The organism is Pseudomonas sp. ACN8 (assembly GCF_002303925.1).
Taxonomy (GTDB): domain Bacteria; phylum Pseudomonadota; class Gammaproteobacteria; order Pseudomonadales; family Pseudomonadaceae; genus Aquipseudomonas.
The window spans coordinates 16,708-33,936 of the sequence record NZ_MRCS01000043.1 but is presented as its reverse complement, the minus strand read 5'-3'; the positions used below and the strand labels follow the sequence as shown (position 1 = coordinate 33,936).

15 protein-coding genes are annotated in these 17,229 nt (G+C 60.6%); 4 read left to right on the top strand and 11 right to left on the bottom strand.

What is annotated here, in order from left to right; all coding sequences use genetic code 11:
• Window positions 1-44 precede the first annotated feature (44 nt).
• Window positions 45-1,409 carry a GTPase/DUF3482 domain-containing protein gene (locus BSF44_RS22195; RefSeq protein ID WP_095945318.1) on the bottom strand — a complete coding sequence of 455 codons (1,365 nt, stop codon included), beginning with the start codon at window positions 1,407-1,409 and terminating at the stop codon, window positions 45-47.
• Entirely contained in the window at window positions 1,402-2,772 is a 1,371-nt protein-coding gene (locus BSF44_RS22190; protein WP_095945317.1) for a DUF2868 domain-containing protein, read from the bottom strand. The genes BSF44_RS22195 and BSF44_RS22190 overlap by 8 nt, the downstream gene beginning before the upstream one ends.
• 85 nt (window positions 2,773-2,857) lie before the next feature.
• Here BSF44_RS22190 and BSF44_RS22185 point away from each other — a divergent pair, with 85 nt between their 5' ends.
• The gene (locus BSF44_RS22185; protein ID WP_095945316.1) at window positions 2,858-3,370 is read left to right on the top strand and encodes a dihydrofolate reductase; all 513 of its coding nucleotides are present in this window, start codon (window positions 2,858-2,860) and stop codon (window positions 3,368-3,370) included.
• 122 nt (window positions 3,371-3,492) lie between these two features.
• On the opposite strand, the gene BSF44_RS22180 is transcribed toward BSF44_RS22185, so the two are convergent.
• The gene (locus BSF44_RS22180; protein WP_095945315.1) at window positions 3,493-4,884 is read right to left on the bottom strand and encodes an L-cystine transporter; all 1,392 of its coding nucleotides are present in this window, start codon (window positions 4,882-4,884) and stop codon (window positions 3,493-3,495) included.
• Window positions 4,885-5,126: 242 nt separating this feature from the next.
• On the opposite strand from BSF44_RS22180, the gene BSF44_RS22175 reads away from it, so the two are divergent.
• Window positions 5,127-6,182: a phosphorylcholine phosphatase gene (locus tag BSF44_RS22175; protein ID WP_095945314.1), complete on the top strand. Its 1,056-nt coding sequence runs from the start codon at window positions 5,127-5,129 to the stop codon at window positions 6,180-6,182.
• 178 nt (window positions 6,183-6,360) lie between these two features.
• Here the strand turns inward: BSF44_RS22175 and ilvD are convergent, their stop codons facing one another.
• The 4 genes from ilvD to BSF44_RS22155 all read right to left on the bottom strand — a co-directional run bounded on the left by ilvD (window position 6,361) and on the right by BSF44_RS22155 (window position 11,862).
• Complete coding sequence (gene ilvD / locus BSF44_RS22170; protein ID WP_095945313.1) at window positions 6,361-8,202, bottom strand: dihydroxy-acid dehydratase; 1,842 nt, start codon at window positions 8,200-8,202, stop codon at window positions 6,361-6,363.
• Between the two features lie 362 nt (window positions 8,203-8,564).
• Window positions 8,565-9,023 (bottom strand): transposase, encoded by a 459-nt coding sequence (locus BSF44_RS22165; RefSeq protein ID WP_095945312.1) that lies wholly within the window; start codon window positions 9,021-9,023, stop codon window positions 8,565-8,567.
• A gap of 196 nt (window positions 9,024-9,219) precedes the next feature.
• Complete coding sequence (locus BSF44_RS22160; protein WP_095945311.1) at window positions 9,220-10,416, bottom strand: MFS transporter; 1,197 nt, start codon at window positions 10,414-10,416, stop codon at window positions 9,220-9,222.
• Window positions 10,417-10,665: 249 nt separating this feature from the next.
• On the bottom strand, window positions 10,666-11,862 hold the full coding sequence (locus BSF44_RS22155) for a class I SAM-dependent rRNA methyltransferase (protein WP_053163388.1): 1,197 nt from the start codon (window positions 11,860-11,862) through the stop codon (window positions 10,666-10,668).
• A gap of 153 nt (window positions 11,863-12,015) precedes the next feature.
• Here BSF44_RS22155 and BSF44_RS22150 point away from each other — a divergent pair, with 153 nt between their 5' ends.
• On the top strand, window positions 12,016-12,885 hold the full coding sequence (locus BSF44_RS22150) for an HDOD domain-containing protein (protein WP_095945310.1): 870 nt from the start codon (window positions 12,016-12,018) through the stop codon (window positions 12,883-12,885).
• Window positions 12,886-12,927: 42 nt separating this feature from the next.
• A complete protein-coding gene (gene mutM / locus BSF44_RS22145; RefSeq protein ID WP_015097228.1) occupies window positions 12,928-13,740 on the top strand; it encodes a bifunctional DNA-formamidopyrimidine glycosylase/DNA-(apurinic or apyrimidinic site) lyase in 813 nt (270 codons plus the stop codon).
• 149 nt (window positions 13,741-13,889) lie between these two features.
• Here the strand turns inward: mutM and BSF44_RS22140 are convergent, their stop codons facing one another.
• The 4 genes from BSF44_RS22140 to BSF44_RS22120 form a co-directional block, all read right to left on the bottom strand.
• The gene (locus tag BSF44_RS22140; RefSeq protein ID WP_003195146.1) at window positions 13,890-14,141 is read right to left on the bottom strand and encodes a YfhL family 4Fe-4S dicluster ferredoxin; all 252 of its coding nucleotides are present in this window, start codon (window positions 14,139-14,141) and stop codon (window positions 13,890-13,892) included.
• Between the two features lie 197 nt (window positions 14,142-14,338).
• A complete protein-coding gene (gene coaD / locus BSF44_RS22130) occupies window positions 14,339-14,818 on the bottom strand; it encodes a pantetheine-phosphate adenylyltransferase (protein WP_046039203.1) in 480 nt (159 codons plus the stop codon).
• A gap of 115 nt (window positions 14,819-14,933) precedes the next feature.
• The gene (locus tag BSF44_RS22125) at window positions 14,934-16,529 is read right to left on the bottom strand and encodes a GMC family oxidoreductase (protein WP_095945308.1); all 1,596 of its coding nucleotides are present in this window, start codon (window positions 16,527-16,529) and stop codon (window positions 14,934-14,936) included.
• 141 nt (window positions 16,530-16,670) lie between these two features.
• The gene (locus BSF44_RS22120) at window positions 16,671-17,216 is read right to left on the bottom strand and encodes a twin-arginine translocation pathway signal protein (protein ID WP_095945307.1); all 546 of its coding nucleotides are present in this window, start codon (window positions 17,214-17,216) and stop codon (window positions 16,671-16,673) included.
• Between the last annotated feature and the right edge of the window lie 13 nt (window positions 17,217-17,229).

Below are 17,229 nucleotides of genomic sequence, written 5' to 3'. Positions count from 1 at the left end.
CCACTGTAGGAGCGAGCCTGCTCGCGAAGAGGCCGGTCAGGCCACTAAAGCTGCTGCGCCAACACCTCAACCTGCTCCTGCCGCTCCCCCTGATTCAACTTCGGATGCGGATTGAGCGATGACCACTGCGGATGCGCCCGCGCCTTGTTCAGCACCTCAGGCAGTTTGCCTTCGCGCCAGGTCTTATCCTGTGGAGTGGCCACTTGAATGCTGTCCATCGCCGCATGCCCACGGGCATTGAGTGCTTGCAGCAACTGCCGCTGGCGCAGAGCCAACAGCCGCAGCACGTTGTCATCCACCGTCAGTTCGCGCTGGCCCTTGAGCTTGCCGAGCAAGCGACTGCCATAGCTGCGGGCGGTTTGCAGGGCGCCGCCGGCAATCGCTCCGGCCAATGCCGCTGCGCCCAGGGTGATGCCACCCACCAGCAAATCGACCCCGGCCCCGGCAGCCGCGCCGGCAGCGATCCCTCCACCGACGCGCACGCCCAGTTGCTTGAGGGTTTCCGGGTTGAACAGGTCATCGCCCCAACGGCCATCTAGCAGTGGCAAATCACTGGCGGCGGCATCCTTCGAGCGGAAGGCGTAAAGCTTGAGCAGGGCCTCGACGCAACGCTGCTCACGCTGGCGCACGGCTTTGCGCAGTTCGCTGATCGCCTGTTGTTCCTGCTCTGCTTCACTGGCCACGCTGCGTCGGCAAGCCGCGCAATCGATCAACAGTTCGGCAATCAATCGCTCTGCGCTTTGTTGGCGGGCCAGACGCTGGGCTTGCTGATCGGCGATCAGGCGTTCGAGTTGCGGCCGGGCTGACTCCAGCAGCAGGGCGAGACTTTCATAGAGTCGACGCTCGCCATCCTCCGGCGGCGCGACGCTGTCAAAGCGCACCAAGGCATGCAAGCCCAGCCGCGCCAGCGCTTCACGCCATGCCGGTTCGCGATGGTTGGCGCTGCTGACAAAATTCAGCACCGGCAGCAAGGGTTTGCCGCAACTGGCCAGCACTTCCAGCTCGTCGCGATACTTGGCCAGCACCGGCTCCCGGGCGTCGATCACATAGAGCCCGGCATCCGATGCCAGCAACTGGCGCAGCACCTTGGCTTCCTGTTCGAAGCGTTGTCGGGCTTCGCTGCCCTCCAGAAAACGCGCCAGCCGCGCCGGGCCGTCGAGCCGTTCGCCGGGACGTTCCAGGCGTTCGAGGTAGTCGAGCAGGGCGATGGCGTCTTCCAGGCCGGGGGTGTCGTAGAGATCGAGCAAGGGCTCGCCGTCCACCGACAACCGTGCGCCCTCGACATGCCGCGTGGTGCTGGGGCGATGGGACACCTCACCGAAGCCGACGTCGCGGGTCAGGGTGCGCAACAACGAGGTTTTGCCGACGTTGGTGTGGCCGACGATGGCGAGTTTCAGGGGGTTAGTCATGACCCGTCTCCAGCCAGTTCATCGGTGCACAATCGGCAAACGGCAACTCATGCTGTTGAAGCGCCACGTGCCAGTCGCCCAGACGTTCTGCGTCCAGCGCTTCACCGGGGGGCGCCTGCAACAACCACACACGGGTGGCGCTGGCGCTGCGGGCCAGTTCGGCAATCAAGGCCAGGCTGCCGCGATCCGGCGAGCGCCGTGGATCGCACGCAATGGCCAGGCGCGCGGGGGGAAAGCGGCTCAGTTGTTCGAGGAGTTTGTGCCGTGATTCGCGGCTGTCGAGAATGCCCGCGTTGCTGACGTTGTTCGGTAATTGCGGTGGCCACGGGCGGTCGTCGTCCAGCTCGATGGCGACCAACAGCGCGCCGTCGCTTTGCTGCTCGGTAACACCGCTTTCCACGCGATGCAGTTGCTCAGGCGCCGCATCGCTGATGCCGAGACGTTCGCTGGTGGGCATCAAGCGTTCGCGCAGTTGCGCGTAGCCGGGCAGGTTCAAGTCCAGACGCAGTGCTGTTTGCCCGGTCTTCCAGCGCCACAGGCAAAACAGCGCGAGCAGCAGGCGCGGGAATACGCCGTAGACCAGCAGCACCCCCACCAGCCATGCGGCCCAGGCCTGACGGGCACTTTCGATGTTCAGGGCGGCGTCACCACTGGCGCGGATCATCTCCTCGGTCGGCACGCTGAAACCGAGCAGGGTCGGAAGCGCACCCAGCGCTTGAGTGACGGCGATAAAGGTGTCGGCACTGAGGATCGTGGTTTCCCAGACGAAGCCGTAGCGTCGGGTCGCCATCAACGTCAGCAGGATCACCAAGGCGCTGAGCATCGCCAGCAACCACAGGCTGTTGACCAGCACGCCGATGGTCCAGCGATTGAGTTTCTGCCGTTGCAGCAACAGCAGCAGGGCCGGCGCCAGTTGCGCGGCCTTGGCATCCCGGGCGAGTTTTTCACTTAGCCACAGCCACAGTCGCCCGAGGCTGGCGCCGTGTTCGCCGGCAAACACCAGGCCCAGGGCCCAGCTCAGCAGCAGGATCAGATTGAGCCCGAGCAGGCTGCCCAAGGCCCAGAACACATTCACCGGGTGCAGGCCGTCGCCCATTGCAGCAAAGGCCAGGCCGGCGCCGCTGACCACCGCCAGCACCGCCATGACGATCAGCGCCAGGCGTGCGCCTTGCAGCCAGTGCTTGAGGGCATCGGCCAGGCCATCGCGCTCGGCCAGCCACAGGGCCCGGCGTTGAATGCGCGACGGCAAATCGCCGCCGGCGCTGCGGGCCAGTCGGTTGGCTTCGAGATCCTCCAGAGGGCCTGCGTGTTCTTCGCGCAGGCGGATGGTTTCTGTCAGCCAGAGGTTATTCAGTTCAGTCACGCGGCATCCCGTCGCTTAAATGAGCTGTGAGCATAACCGTTGTGGCGCTTATCGGCGAAAGCGAGGCTCTGGTATCCTCGCCGGCATGACTAAATCACTCCCCCTCAGCCTGATCGCAGCCCTCGGTGAAAACCGTGTGATCGGCGTCGACAACAGCATGCCCTGGCACCTGCCGGGGGACTTCAAATATTTCAAGGCCACCACGCTCGGCAAGCCGATCATCATGGGGCGAAAGACCTGGGATTCCCTCGGTCGTCCGTTGCCCGGCCGCTTGAACATCGTGGTCAGCCGTCAGGCGGATCTGGTGCTGGAAGGCGCGGAGGTTTATCCGTCGCTGGAAGCCGCCGTCGTTCGCGCCGAAGCATGGGCGAAGGAACAGGGCGTCGATGAGCTGATGCTGATTGGTGGTGCGCAGTTGTATGCGCAAGGGCTGGCGCAGGCCGATCGGTTATACCTGACCCGCGTGGCGCTGAGCCCGGAAGGGGATGCGTGGTTTCCGGAGTTTGATTTGGACCAGTGGAGGCTGGTGTCGAATGTGCCGAACCCGGCCGAAGGCGACAAGCCGGCTTACAACTTCGAAGTTTGGGAAAAGGCTTAAAAGCATCGCCAGCAGGCTGGCTCCCACAGTGGGTTAGAGGTGAAACACAGATTGTGTGAACACCCAAAATCCCTGTGGGAGCCAGCCTGCTGGCGATGAGGCCAGATCAGACGCTAAAGAATTTAAGCGTGAGCCAACGTCGAATGCTCATCCGCATCCAGCAGTTCCTTATCAGTCTGCTGCATTACCTGACTGGTAATCGCCCCCGCCGTCATCGACCCACTGACGTTCAACGCCGTACGCCCCATATCAATCAACGGCTCGACCGAAATCAGCAGCGCCACCAGTGACACCGGCAAGCCCATCGCCGGCAGCACGATCAACGCGGCAAAGGTCGCGCCGCCACCGACACCAGCCACACCGGCCGAACTCAGCGTGACAATCGCCACCAGTGTCGCGATCCACAGCGGGTCCAGCGGGTTGATGCCCACGGTCGGCGCCACCATCACTGCCAGCATCGCCGGGTACAGGCCGGCGCAACCGTTCTGGCCAATGGTTGCGCCAAACGACGCAGCTAAACTGGCGATGGACTGCGGAATGCCCAGGCGACTGGTCTGCGCCTCGATGCTCAACGGAATCGTCGCAGCGCTGGAGCGGCTGGTGAAGGCAAACGTCAGCACCGGCCAGATCTTGCGGAAGAAGCGCAGCGGATTGATCCCGGCGGCCGACACCAGCAAGCCATGCACCACAAACATCAGGCCCAGGCCCATGTAGGACACCACCACGAAACTGCCGAGCTTGATGATGTCTTGCAGGTTGGAACCGGCGACCACTTTGGTCATCAGCGCCAATACGCCGTACGGGGTCAGCTTCATCACCAGGCGCACCAGGCGCATCACCCAGGCTTGCAGGGTGTCGATGGCGTTGATCACTTTCTGACCTTTTTCGACATCATCCTTGAGCAATTGCAGCGCCGCGACACCCAGGAACGCCGCGAAAATCACCACGCTGATGATCGACGTCGGCTTGGCCCGCGCCAGATCGGCGAACGGGTTTTGCGGAATGAACGACAGCAACAGCTGCGGCACATTCAAGTCCGCAACCTTGCCGGCGTAGTCGGACTGGATGGTTTGCAGGCGCGCCATTTCCTGGGTGCCAGCCACCAGGCCTTCGGCGGTCAGGCCGAACAGGTTGGTCAGGCTAATGCCGATCAGCGCCGCGATGGCCGTGGTGAGCAGCAGCGTGCCGATGGTCAGGAAGCTGATCTTGCCCAGCGACGAGGCATTGTGCAGGCGGGCCACGGCGCTGAGGATCGAGGCGAACACCAGCGGGATCACGATCATTTGCAGCAGTTGCACATAACCGTTGCCTACCAGATCGAACCAGCCGATCGAGGCTTTGAGTACCGGGTTGCCGGCACCGTAGACAGTGTGCAGCGCCACACCGAACGCCACGCCCAGCACCAGTGCGAGCAGGACTTTTTTCGCCAGGCTCCAAGTGGTGTGGCGGGTTTGCGCCAGACCGAAGAGCAGGGCGAGGAACACCAGCAGATTGAGAATCAGCGGCAGATTCATGAGAGCTCCGAGTGAGACTTGTGCCAGCTACCATCCGGGGTAGCTGCGGACCGGTAAGCCTAACAGCTTGAAAACTAATGAATTAATATCAAAAACGCATGGTTTCCGTCGCTTTTGGAATAAGCGGATGTCGCTGTCAGAAATGCAGCTGGCGCGAAAGGGACGTGCGCGGTCGCTGACAGGCGGGGACTGTCACACTTATTTGTTAGCGTCGATCTCTTTCATATTCAGGGAGAAAGCCAATGAAGTTCGCACCGAAATTGCTGGCTGCAGCACTTTGCCTCGGCCTCGCCGGCCAGGTTCTCGCAACGGATCTGAAACACTGGCCCGCCGATCAGGCCAAGGCGCTGGACGCGATGATCGCCGCCAACGCCAACAAGGGTAACTACGCGGTGTTCGACATGGACAACACCAGTTACCGCTACGACCTCGAAGAGTCGTTGCTGCCGTTCATGGAGAACAAGGGCCTGATCACCCGCGACAAGCTCGATCCCTCCCTGAAACTGATGCCGTTCAAGGACACCGCCGACCACAAGGAAAGCCTGTTCAGCTACTACTACCGCCTCTGCGAAGTCGACGACATGGTTTGCTATCCATGGGTCGCCCAAGTGTTCTCCGGCTTTACGCTCAAGGAACTCAAGGGCTACGTCGACGAGATGATGGCGTCGGGCAAACCGGTGCCGGCCACTTATTACGAAGGCGACGTGGTCAAGAAACTCGACGTCAACCCGCCGAAGATCTTCACCGGCCAGCAAGAGCTGTACAACAAACTGATGGAGAATGGCATCGAGGTCTACGTGATGACCGCCGCCTCCGAAGAGCTGGTGCGCATGGTCGCGGCCGATCCGAAGTATGGCTACAACGTCAAACCGCAGAACGTGATCGGCGTGTCGCTGCTGCTCAAGGATCCGAAGACTGGCGAACTGACCACCGCGCGCAAGCAGGTCACCGCCGGCAAATATGACGAGAAGGCCAACCTCGGCCTCGAACTGACCCCATACCTGTGGACCCCGGCAACCTGGATGGCCGGCAAACAGGCGGCGATCCTGACCTACATCGATGAATGGAAAAAACCGGTGCTGGTCGGCGGCGATACCCCGAGCAGCGATGGTTACATGCTGTTTCACAGCGTTGACGTGGCCAAGGGCGGCATCCATCTGTGGGTCAACCGCAAGGACAAGTACATGACCCAGATCAACGGCATGATGGCCAAGAACGCCGCGGCCCAGGCCAAGGAAGGGTTGACGGTGACGGCTGACAAGAACTGGGTGATCGTCAAGCCTGAAGACATCCAGTAAGACCGGATTACTACTGTAGGAGCGAGCTTGCTCGCGATGGTCGTTAACGATGACGCGTGCTTTCTGATTTAGCGCGGTGTCTTTGCGTTCATCGCGAGCAAGCGCGCTCCTACAGAAAGCTTCGTAAATAAAAATGCCCCGCACTTTGGCGGGGCATTTTTTGTTCGACGGTTAAGCCTTACAGCCCGTCAAGCATCGCCTTGTTACGCACCGCACCCTTGTCGGCACTGGTGGCCAGCAGGGCGTAGGCTTTCAGCGCGGTGGTCACTTTGCGTGGACGCACTTCCACCGGTTTCCAGCCTTTCTTGTCCTGCTCGACCCGGCGTGCAGCCAGTTCTTCGTCGCTGACCAACAGGTTGATCGAGCGGTTCGGAATGTCGATCAGCACTTTGTCGCCGTCCTGCACCAGTCCGATCGCGCCGCCGGCAGCCGCTTCAGGCGAAGCGTGGCCGATGGACAGGCCCGAGGTGCCGCCGGAGAAACGGCCGTCGGTGAGCAGGGCGCAGGCTTTGCCCAGGCCTTTGGATTTCAGGTACGAAGTCGGGTAGAGCATTTCCTGCATGCCCGGGCCGCCTTTCGGGCCTTCGTAGCGAATGATGACGATGTCGCCTTCCTTCACTTCGTCAGCAAGGATGCCGCGCACGGCGCTGTCCTGGCTTTCGAAGATCTTCGCGTTGCCTTCGAACACGTGGATCGACTCGTCGACACCGGCGGTTTTCACCACGCAGCCGTCCAGGGCGATGTTGCCGTAGAGCACGGCCAGGCCGCCTTCTTGCGAGTACGCATGCTCGACACTGCGGATGCAGCCGTTTTCACGGTCGTCGTCCAGGGTTTCCCAACGGGTCGACTGGCTGAACGCGGTTTGCGTCGGGATACCCGCCGGACCGGCCTTGAAGAAGTGGTGCACGGCCTCGTCGGTGGTCTGGGTGATGTCCCACTTGGCGATGGCTTCTTCCATGCTGCGGCTGTGCACGGTCGGCAGCTGGGTGTGCAGCAAGCCGCCACGGGCCAGCGAACCGAGGATGCTGAAGATCCCGCCGGCACGGTGCACGTCTTCCATGTGGTACTTCTGGATGTTCGGCGCGACCTTGCACAGTTGCGGCACGTGACGGGACAGGCGGTCGATGTCGCGCAGGTCGAAATCGATCTCGGCTTCCTGGGCAGCGGCCAGCAAGTGCAGGATGGTGTTGGTGGAACCGCCCATGGCGATGTCCAGGGTCATGGCGTTTTCGAACGCCTGGAAGTTCGCGATGTTACGTGGCAATACCGACTCGTCGTTTTCAAAGTAGTAACGCTTGCACAGCTCGACGATGGTGCGGCCGGCCTGCAGGAACAGCTGTTCGCGGTCACTGTGGGTGGCCAGGGTCGAACCGTTGCCCGGCAATGCCAGACCCAGGGCTTCGACCAGGCAGTTCATCGAGTTGGCGGTGAACATGCCGGAGCACGAACCGCAGGTCGGGCAGGCGCTGCGCTCGTACTCAGCGACTTTCTCGTCAGAAGCGCTGGAGTCGGCGGCGATCACCATGGCGTCGACCAGGTCGAGGCCGTGGGAAGCGAGTTTGGTCTTGCCGGCTTCCATCGGGCCGCCGGAGACGAAGATCACCGGGATGTTCAGGCGCAGGGCCGCCATCAGCATCCCGGGGGTGATCTTGTCGCAGTTGGAGATGCAGACGATGGCGTCGGCGCAGTGGGCGTTGACCATGTACTCGACGGAGTCGGCGATGATCTCGCGGCTCGGCAGCGAATAGAGCATACCGTCGTGGCCCATGGCGATGCCGTCATCGACAGCGATGGTGTTGAATTCCTTCGCCACGCCGCCGGCGCGTTCGATCTCGCGGGCGACCAGTTGGCCCAGGTCCTTGAGGTGGACGTGGCCCGGTACGAACTGGGTGAACGAGTTGGCAATGGCGATGATCGGCTTCTTGAAGTCGTCATCTTTCATCCCCGTGGCGCGCCACAGTGCGCGGGCACCGGCCATGTTGCGGCCGTGGGTGGATGTTTTCGAGCGGTAATCAGGCATGAAGCACTCCGGGCGGCTAATCAGGTATCAAAAGGGAAGTGAGCTTCTATTGACGTCTGGAACACCCAGAAATGGCCGCGTGTCCGGAAGTTGCCGATAACTTTGCGGGATCGCCGCGCGCTTCAGCTTGAGCTCATAAACCCGCCGGGGATGACTGGCGATGAATGTTCGCGATTCTACACGGCTGGCGGCTGGAGGGAATGGCTGCAAGCGTGAAGGCAGCATTCACAAGACGTGCGGGCGCAATCCTTGTAGGAGCGAGCTAGCTCGCGATGAACCAGAGAACGCCGCGGGGTGTCAGGCCGCCAGCGTTATCGTTGACGACCATCGCGAGCAAGCTCGCTCCTACAGTTGGCTGCGTTTCAGAGCCAGATGGCGTCCCATAACGGATATTCGCCGATATGGTCGACTAGCCCTGCTCGCAATGGGTTGGCAACGATGTATCGGGCCATCGCTTTCAGATCGTCCTCGCGACGCAACGCCCGGTCAAAATAACCTTTTTGCCATAGCGTCTCGTGACAACCTCTCGCCTTGTTGATAGCGCGGGCGCTTCGAGATTTTGTGGCTTGCATCAGTTTCGGTAAATCACCGCTATGCAACTCGACCAGCCAGTGAAAATGATCCGGCATGACCACCCAGGCAATAGAGGAGGCTTGGCCGTCCTCTATTGCCTTCCTGAATTCGCTTACCACCATACGACCCATATGCCACTCCTTGAAGATGGGTTGTCGCTGGTGGGTGACAGCAGTGAGCAAATAAACCCGGCCGGTTTCCGAGTAGCGACCGGTGCGTAAATGATGGGCATGCGGGGTGTTGGACATTCCGTTGTCCTCTTCTATGGCTGGAAGAGACAACGTTAGGTGCAGAGGGATAGAACGTACTGGCGACAATGGTTCTGAATGTATCGCTGCCCCCTGTAGGAGCGAGCCTGCTCGCGAAAAACGTCAACGATAACGCGGGTGCGTTTGGTTATCCGCGGTGTCTATTCGGTCTTCGCGAGCAAGCTCGCTCCTACAGTCAGTATCCGATCCGAGCATTTGTTAGTAAGCCCCAGAAGCTGAAAGCGATGAAGCTGACAGCAATGGTCATCAGCAAATTTTCCCCGGTTTGTGCGAGGGCGGCGCTACTGACGGCGGCGGTAATGAACATGATGCTGTTGCCTGCGGATGCTGCCGTCCCTGCGCTGTCTGAGAACAGCAACATGGCTGCGGAAATGGCGGCAGGCCGTACCAGGGTGACCGCCAGAGCGCTGATCGCCATCGGTATGAGCAGGGTGATGGTTGTCATCGCCTCATTAAGGATGATTAACATCAACAACAGGCCGGCGGCACCCAGTAGTCCGAGGCCGATGTTGATTTGCACAGAGAGGGAGATATGTTTCTGCACGGCGGTAGCAACGACTCCACCCAGGAAATAGGCGACCCCATACACCACGAGTACCCACGCGTACTGGTACTCGGACAGTTTCAACTCATCCATGAAAATCAGCGGTGTCACGCTGATCAACGCGAAATAACAAGCGAACACTAACGCGGCTATCCACCAATAGCGGATGAAGTCTTGATTCCCAGCGATGGATTTCAGCGTACGGACGACTGAAACGGATGTTTTTTCTGGGAGGGCTGCCTTGGAAGGCAGTATCAGTTGGGCATGGATCAGCATGCCGAGCGCCATGAGCGCAAAACCATAAAAACTACCCTGCCAATCGAAAGTGGTTTGTAGCCAAGAGCCTAACAGCGGTGCCAGTGCAACAAAGGAACCGCTCAGCGTCATGTAATAAATGCGCCCCCGGGCCCTGTCCTGTTCATCGAACAAATCCTCCACCAGTGCATGACCCAGCACAAAAAAACCACACCCGATGGCTTGGACTGCACGAAACGCCAGGAAGCTTGGGAAGTCCGTCGCCAGCGCGCAGCCTATCGAGCCGAGGGTAGAAACAAAGATGCACCCAAGAAGAACTTCCTTGCGCCCCCACTTATCTGAAAGCGGGCCGGTTATTAATTGAGAAAGCGCAAAAACCAGCGTGAACAGGCTGATGGAAAGGGCGATGTCAGCGGTTGAGCTGTCGAACTTCGAGGCCAAGGCAGGAAAAGAAGGCAGTAGGATGTTCAGCGGGAAAAAACTGATTAGCGAGATATTGGTAATCAGGATAAAGCGGGAGATTCGTTGGCGTTTCAGGTCGCCACTTAGAGCTGGGTAAGAGGACTCAGACATTGTTTTTGTTTTCCGGAGTGATCAAGTGTTCATGCTTGAAACCAGAAACCGATACTAGTCTGGGGCGCGGGGAGTTCAATCAAAAGCGCTGTAGGAGGCTTCCTGTTTTGATGCCGGAAACCTCTGTAGGAGCAGCCGGTCGACGCTCGATTGCTCGCGATGAATTCGAGAACACCGCTGGGTGTCAGGCCCCCAGCGTTATCATTGACGACCATCGCGAGCGAGCTCGCTCCTACAGTGGTTTGCGTTTTAGCTGTTAGGCAACAACCGGCAAGTAATGCTCTTGATGTACCGAGTCTCGGCAATCGCCGGATGCACCGGGTGATCCGGACCCTGACCGCCACGCTCAAGCATCTGGATGTTGCGGTCCAGGTGGCGGGCGCTGGTCAGCAGGATGTTCTGCAGGTCGTCTTCCGGCAGGTGCATCGAGCAGGAGGCGCTGACCAGGATGCCATCCTTGGTGAGCAGGCGCATGGCTTGCTCGTTCAGGCGGCGGTAGGCGCCTTCGCCGTTCTTCATGTCTTTCTTGCGTTTGATGAACGCCGGCGGGTCGGCCACGATCACGTCGAAACGCTCTTCGCTGGCTTTCAGTTCTTTGAGGGCTTCGAACACGTCGCCTTCGATGCAGGTCATTTTCTCGGCAAAGCCGTTCAGCGCGGCGTTGCGCTCGACGCCGTCGAGGGCGAAGGCCGATGCGTCGACGCAGAACACTTCACTGGCGCCGAACGCGGCAGCCTGCACGCCCCAGCCGCCGATGTAGCTGTAGAGGTCGAGCACGCGTTTGCCTTTGGCATAGGGTGCCAGGCGTGCGCGGTTCATGCGGTGGTCGTAGAACCAGCCGGTTTTCTGACCCTGGATGACCGGTGCTTCGAATTTCACGCCGTTCTCTTCGAGGGCAACCCACTCCGGCACCAGGCCGAATACGGTTTCGACGTAGCGGGTGAGGCCTTCGGCGTCACGGGCGGCGGAGTCGTTCTTGAACAGGATACCGCTTGGCTTGAGTACTTGGGTCAGCGCTGCAATCACGTCGTCTTTATGGGCTTCCATGGTGGCCGAAGCGATCTGCACCACCAGGATGTCGCCGAAACGGTCGACCACCAGGCCTGGCAGCAGGTCGGAGTCGCCGTAGACCAGGCGATAGAACGGCTTGTCGAACAGGCGATCGCGCAGGGACAGGGCCACGTTCAGGCGATGCACCAGCAGCGATTTGTCCAGCGGCAACTTGATGTCGCGCGACAGCAGTCGGGCGCAGATCAGGTTGTTCGGGCTCATGGCAACGATACCCAGCGGCTTGCCGCCGGCGGCTTCGAGGATCGCCTGGTCGCCGGCCTTGAAACCGTGCAAAGGTGTAGCGGCTACATCGATTTCGTTGCTGTAGACCCACAAGTGACCGTTGCGCAGACGACGGTCGGCGTTGGCTTTGAGGCGCAGGCTAGGCAGGGACATGTCGTCGCTCCGGAAAAAAGAGCGGGAGTATAGCGTGTTGAGACCCCGGATTGGCCTGCAAGTGGACATGTGGCGAGGGTTGTCTTGCGATTTGGTATGTCGGATCCAACTTCATAAAGGTTAGAATCATCGTCTGACCCAGAGTGTGCACAAATGTCCCAAGAGCTGACTTGCGAACAGATCCAACAAGCCCTGCAGGGCATCAGCGTACCGGCCCAGCCGCAAATCATGGTGGATTTGCAGATGGAGCAGTACATGCCCGACCCGGATCTGGAAGTCATTGCCAGGCTGATCTCCCAGGACCCGGGCCTTTCCGGTTCCCTGCTGAAGATCGTCAATTCGCCGTATTACGGGCTGAGCAACAAGATTGCTTCGATCCAGCGCGCGGTAAATCTGCTGGGCAGCCGCTCGGTCATCAACCTGATCAATGCGCAGTCGATCAAGGGCGAGATGAATGACGACACCATCGTCACCCTGAACCGTTTCTGGGACACCGCCCAGGACGTGGCCATGACCTGCCTGACCCTGGCCAAGCGCATCGGCGTTGAAAATGGCGACGAAGCCTATGCCCTGGGCCTGTTCCACGACTGCGGCGTGCCCCTGATGCTCCAGCGTTTCCCCGACTACATGGGCGTTCTGGAGCAGGCCTATGCCAACGCCAGTGCCGAGTGCCGGGTGGTGGATACGGAGAACCAGGTGTTCAATACCAATCACTCGGTGGTCGGGTATTACACGGCCAAATCCTGGCGTCTGCCGGAGCACGTGAGCGCGGCGATTGCCAATCACCACAATGCCCTGGCGATCTTCAGCGATGAATCTTCGCGCAATAGTTCGTTGAAGAACCTGTTGGCGATCCTGAAAATGGCCGAGCACATTTGCGCGTCGCACCGGGTGCTGGGCAACCAGACCGAAGATCACGAGTGGAACAGCATCGCGCCACTGGTGCTCGATTATGTCGGCCTCTCGGACTACGACTTCGAGACCCTCAAGCAGACGATTCGCGACCTCGGCACTCATCGCTGAGTGTCGGAACCTTCCAGGCCATGCGCCTGAGCCGAGAGCACCATGCCTGAATTGCCAGAAGTCGAAACCACCCGTCGCGGCATCGCGCCGTACCTGGAAGGCCAGCGTGTGAGCCGGGTGATCGTGCGTGACCGGCGCTTGCGCTGGCCGATTCCCGAAGACCTCGATGTGCGCTTGTCCGGGCAGCGCATCGTATTGGTGGAGCGGCGCGCCAAATACCTGCTGATCAATGCTGAAGTCGGCACCTTGATCAGTCATTTGGGCATGTCAGGCAATTTGCGTCTGGTGGAGGCCGGGCTGCCGGCGGCCAAGCATGAACATGTGGACATCGAGCTGGAGTCGGGCCTGGCCCTGCGTTACACCGATCCGCGGCGCTTCGGCGCAATGCTCTGGAGTCTCGATCCGCTCAATCATGAATTGTTGATCCGCCTGGGACCTGAGCCGCTGACCGACCTGTTCGACGGCGAACGCCTGTTCCAACAGTCCCGTGGACGTTCGATGGCGGTCAAGCCGTTCATCATGGATAACGCGGTGGTGGTGGGTGTGGGCAATATCTACGCGACCGAAGCGCTGTTCGCGGCCGGGATCGATCCGCGTCGCGAGGCCAAGAGCATTTCCCGGGCGCGTTACTTGAAACTGGCCATTGAGATCAAACGCATCCTCGCGGCTGCCATCGAGCGCGGCGGTACCACGTTGCGGGACTTTATCGGTGGTGACGGTCAGCCTGGTTATTTCCAGCAGGAACTGTTCGTGTACGGCCGTGGCGGTGAGCACTGCAAGGTCTGTGGCACGGGCCTGCGGGAAGTGAAGCTCGGGCAGCGCGCCAGCGTTTTTTGCCCGCGTTGTCAGAGCTGAAAGTCAGTTGGATCTTCAGTGAGGCTGATGACGCCATCGCGAGCAAGCTCGCTCCCACAGGGGATTTGTGAGCGACGCAGATCCAGTGTGGGAGCGAGCTTGCTCCGAGCGGCGTTCCGACGATGAGGCCCGAAAGAACACTACAACATTCAAGCCTTACCGGTAATTTTCCGGTACTTCTCCATCAACTGTTCTTCAGTCTCCGGATGAGCTTCGTCCAGTGGAATGCAATCCACCGGGCAGACCTGCTGGCACTGCGGTTCGTCGTAGTGGCCGACACACTGGGTGCACAGGTTCGGGTCGATCACGTAGATCTCTTCGCCTTGGGAAATGGCGGCGTTCGGGCACTCGGGTTCGCAGACGTCGCAGTTGATGCAATCGTCGGTGATGATCAGGGACATGCTAACTCCAGCCGGGGCGGCAAGCCCGGGCGCAATAAACCAATGCACACAATTGTGCCGCATTGGCGCCTGCGATGCACGCAGGTGCGACGTACTGTAGGAGCCAGCCGGCTGGCGATGAACCCGAGAACGCCGCGGGGTGTCAGGTTTCCCGCGCTATCGTTGACGTCCATCGCGAGCAGGCTCGCTCCTGCATATTACTTCTTGAAACGTTCGGTCAGTGCGTCCGCCACCACAGGGTGCACGAACTTGGTGATATCGCCGCCCAAGGCTGCGATTTCACGGACCAGCGTCGAGGAAATGAACGAGTAGCGTTCGGACGGGGTAAGGAACAGGCTTTCCACATCCGGTGCCAGTTGGCGGTTCATGTTGGCCAGCTGGAACTCGTATTCGAAGTCCGATACTGCGCGCAATCCACGCAGGAACACGTTGGCGTTCTTCTCTTTGGCGAAGTGCGCCAGCAGCGTCGAGAAGCCGACGACTTCAACGTTCGGCAGATGTTTAGTGACCTCGCGCGCCAGTTCTACCCGTTGTTCCAGAGGAAACAGCGGGTTTTTCTTGGGGCTAGCGGCAACGGCGATGATCACGTGATCGAACAGGCGCGAGGCGCGTTCGACCAGATCGCCATGGCCCTTGGTAATAGGGTCGAAGGTACCTGGGTACAACACTCGGTTCATCGCGTCGTCCTGGCGGGAATCCGTTGGGGAGTCGGATGGTATCGCAGCCTTCCCGGTCGGCCAAGTCGCCTGTTGGGTAAGAAAGCACTATAGACGATGGGAATTATCGTCATTTTCACGGGTTTTTTAAACGTTCGGCCAGGGAAGTCGCCAGTTGCGCCGTCAGTCCGTAGACCGACAGCTGCGGATTGGCGCCAATGCTGGTGGGGAACAGCGAGCCGTCGTGAATCGACAGATTACCCAGTTGATGATGCCGGCCGAGACTGTCGGTCACCGCGATTGTCGGGTCCTCACCCATGGCGCAACCGCCCATCACATGGGCGCTGCCCAGGCGTGTGCGATACAACTCCAGGCTCAGGCCGTCGATCAGGGTGCGCGCTTCGGCGAGGGTCTTCACGTAGCGGGCGTCGGCGTGCATCGGCATCACGGCCTTGGCGCCACCGGCAAACTGGATCTCGGCCATGGTATGGAACGCCCGGCGCAATCCATCCCAGGCGTAGGGTGATAGCTGGTAATCCAGCACCGGCGTGTCATCGCTGCGCAATTCGACGCTGCCACCGGGGCTGTCAGGGTGAAAACCGTCCCGCAGCAACGCCAGCATGGCGTGGGTATGGGCCAGATTGGCCATGTGCTGCGAATTTTCCTGGCCGAAACCACCGAGCAGTGTCGTGGCCAGCGCCGGGTGCAGGGGCGGGACTTCCAGTTTGTAGGACATCTTGCCCGTGGTGCCGTCCTGCCATTGGAAATGGTCGGAATAGATCGACTGCGGCGCGCCGTAGAAGGGGTTGACCACTTCATCGAACAGCGCGGCGGACATGTTCACCGGGTGCAGGAACGTGCGTTTGCCCAGGCGCTCGTGCGGGTCGGGTGCCCCGGAACGCATCAGCAAGGCAGGGCTGTTGATGCCGCCACCGGCCAGCACGAAATGCCGCGCCTTGATCGTGATGGTGCGCCCGGTCGGTGCGACGCAGCGTTCATCCATCGCCGAACATTGCAGGCCGGTGACCTTGTCGCCGCTGATGTTAAGTTTTTCGGCGCGGGCCAGGTAAAGCAACTCGCCGCCTTTTTCCAGGGTCGCTGGAATGGTGGTGACCATCATCGATTGCTTGGCGTTGGTCGGGCAGCCCATGCCGCAGTATCCGAGGTTCCAGCAGCCGCGAACGTTGCGCGGGATGACGTGCCACGAGTAGTTCAGTGCTTCGCAGCCCTTGCGGATCACATCATTGTTGGCGTTGGGTGGCACCATCCACGGCGCGACGCCCAGGCGTTGCTCCATTTTCTCGAACCATGGCGCCATTTCCGCCGGGCTGTGGCCCTTGACGTTGTGCTCCTTGGCCCAGTGTTCCAGGGTCGGCTCCGGCGTACGGAAACTGGAGGTCCAGTTGATCAGCGTGGTGCCGCCCACCGCCCGGCCCTGGAGGATGGTGATCGCGCCGTCTTTGCTCATGCGGCCGATGCCTTCCTGATACAGACTGGCGTAGGCCTGGTCCTCGAGCAGCTTGAAGTCGCTGCTGGTCTTGAGCGGGCCTTCCTCGATCAGCAGCACCTTGTAGCCGGCTGCGCTAAGGATTTCGGCGGTAGTGCCGCCGCCGGCACCGCTGCCGATGATCGCCACGTCCGCTTCGAGTGTCAGGTCCTGGGTCAGTTGCGAGCCGTTGTAGGTTTTCCAGCCTCGGGCCATGCCTTCGCGGAACGGATCGGGTACGGGCATCTTCGGGTTCTCTTTTTATTGTTGGGGTGGGCGGTGAAGCGGCTGGCCCCATCGCGAGCAAGCTCGCTCCCACACTGGTTCTGCATCGTTCACAAATCCCCTGTGGGAGCGAGCCTGCTCGCGATAGGGGGGGACTCGGTTTCAGACTGTAGGCGGCCCGGGATACCCGCAATGCGCCCACGATTCCTTGCGCCCGTACCAGGCCATCATGACCAGTTGCAGCAAGGAGCTGTGGCCCATGCGCAACAGGCTCAACGAGCTGTTTTCCCAACGATCGAGAAAGGCTCGGATGTCGTTGGCGCTGGCGTTTTCCCAGCTGCCCCAGATCCCGGTCAACGGTCCGCGGGTCACGGCCATGCCCAGCACATCGAACAGTTGTTGGGTCAGCTTGAGCATTTCCGGCGACAGGTGGGCGAGGCTGTAGTCCAGGCTTTTCAGTGTGCCCTCGACAGCCTCGGGCATCCGTTCGGCGGTCACGGCACCCTCGAGCATGACCGGAATCAATGCCCGCAAGAACAGCAGGTCGCCGCTGCGTAACGTGACGAAACCATTGGCCGGCGCGCTCGACGAACAACCGCTGAGGCTGGCTCCGAGTCCGGCGGTGGCGAGGAAAGCCGTGGCGCCGAGGCTGAATTTAAGCAGCCCGCGCCGTGACAGCGCGGGTGTATCGGACAGGCTGGGGTTCATTATTGTTATTACC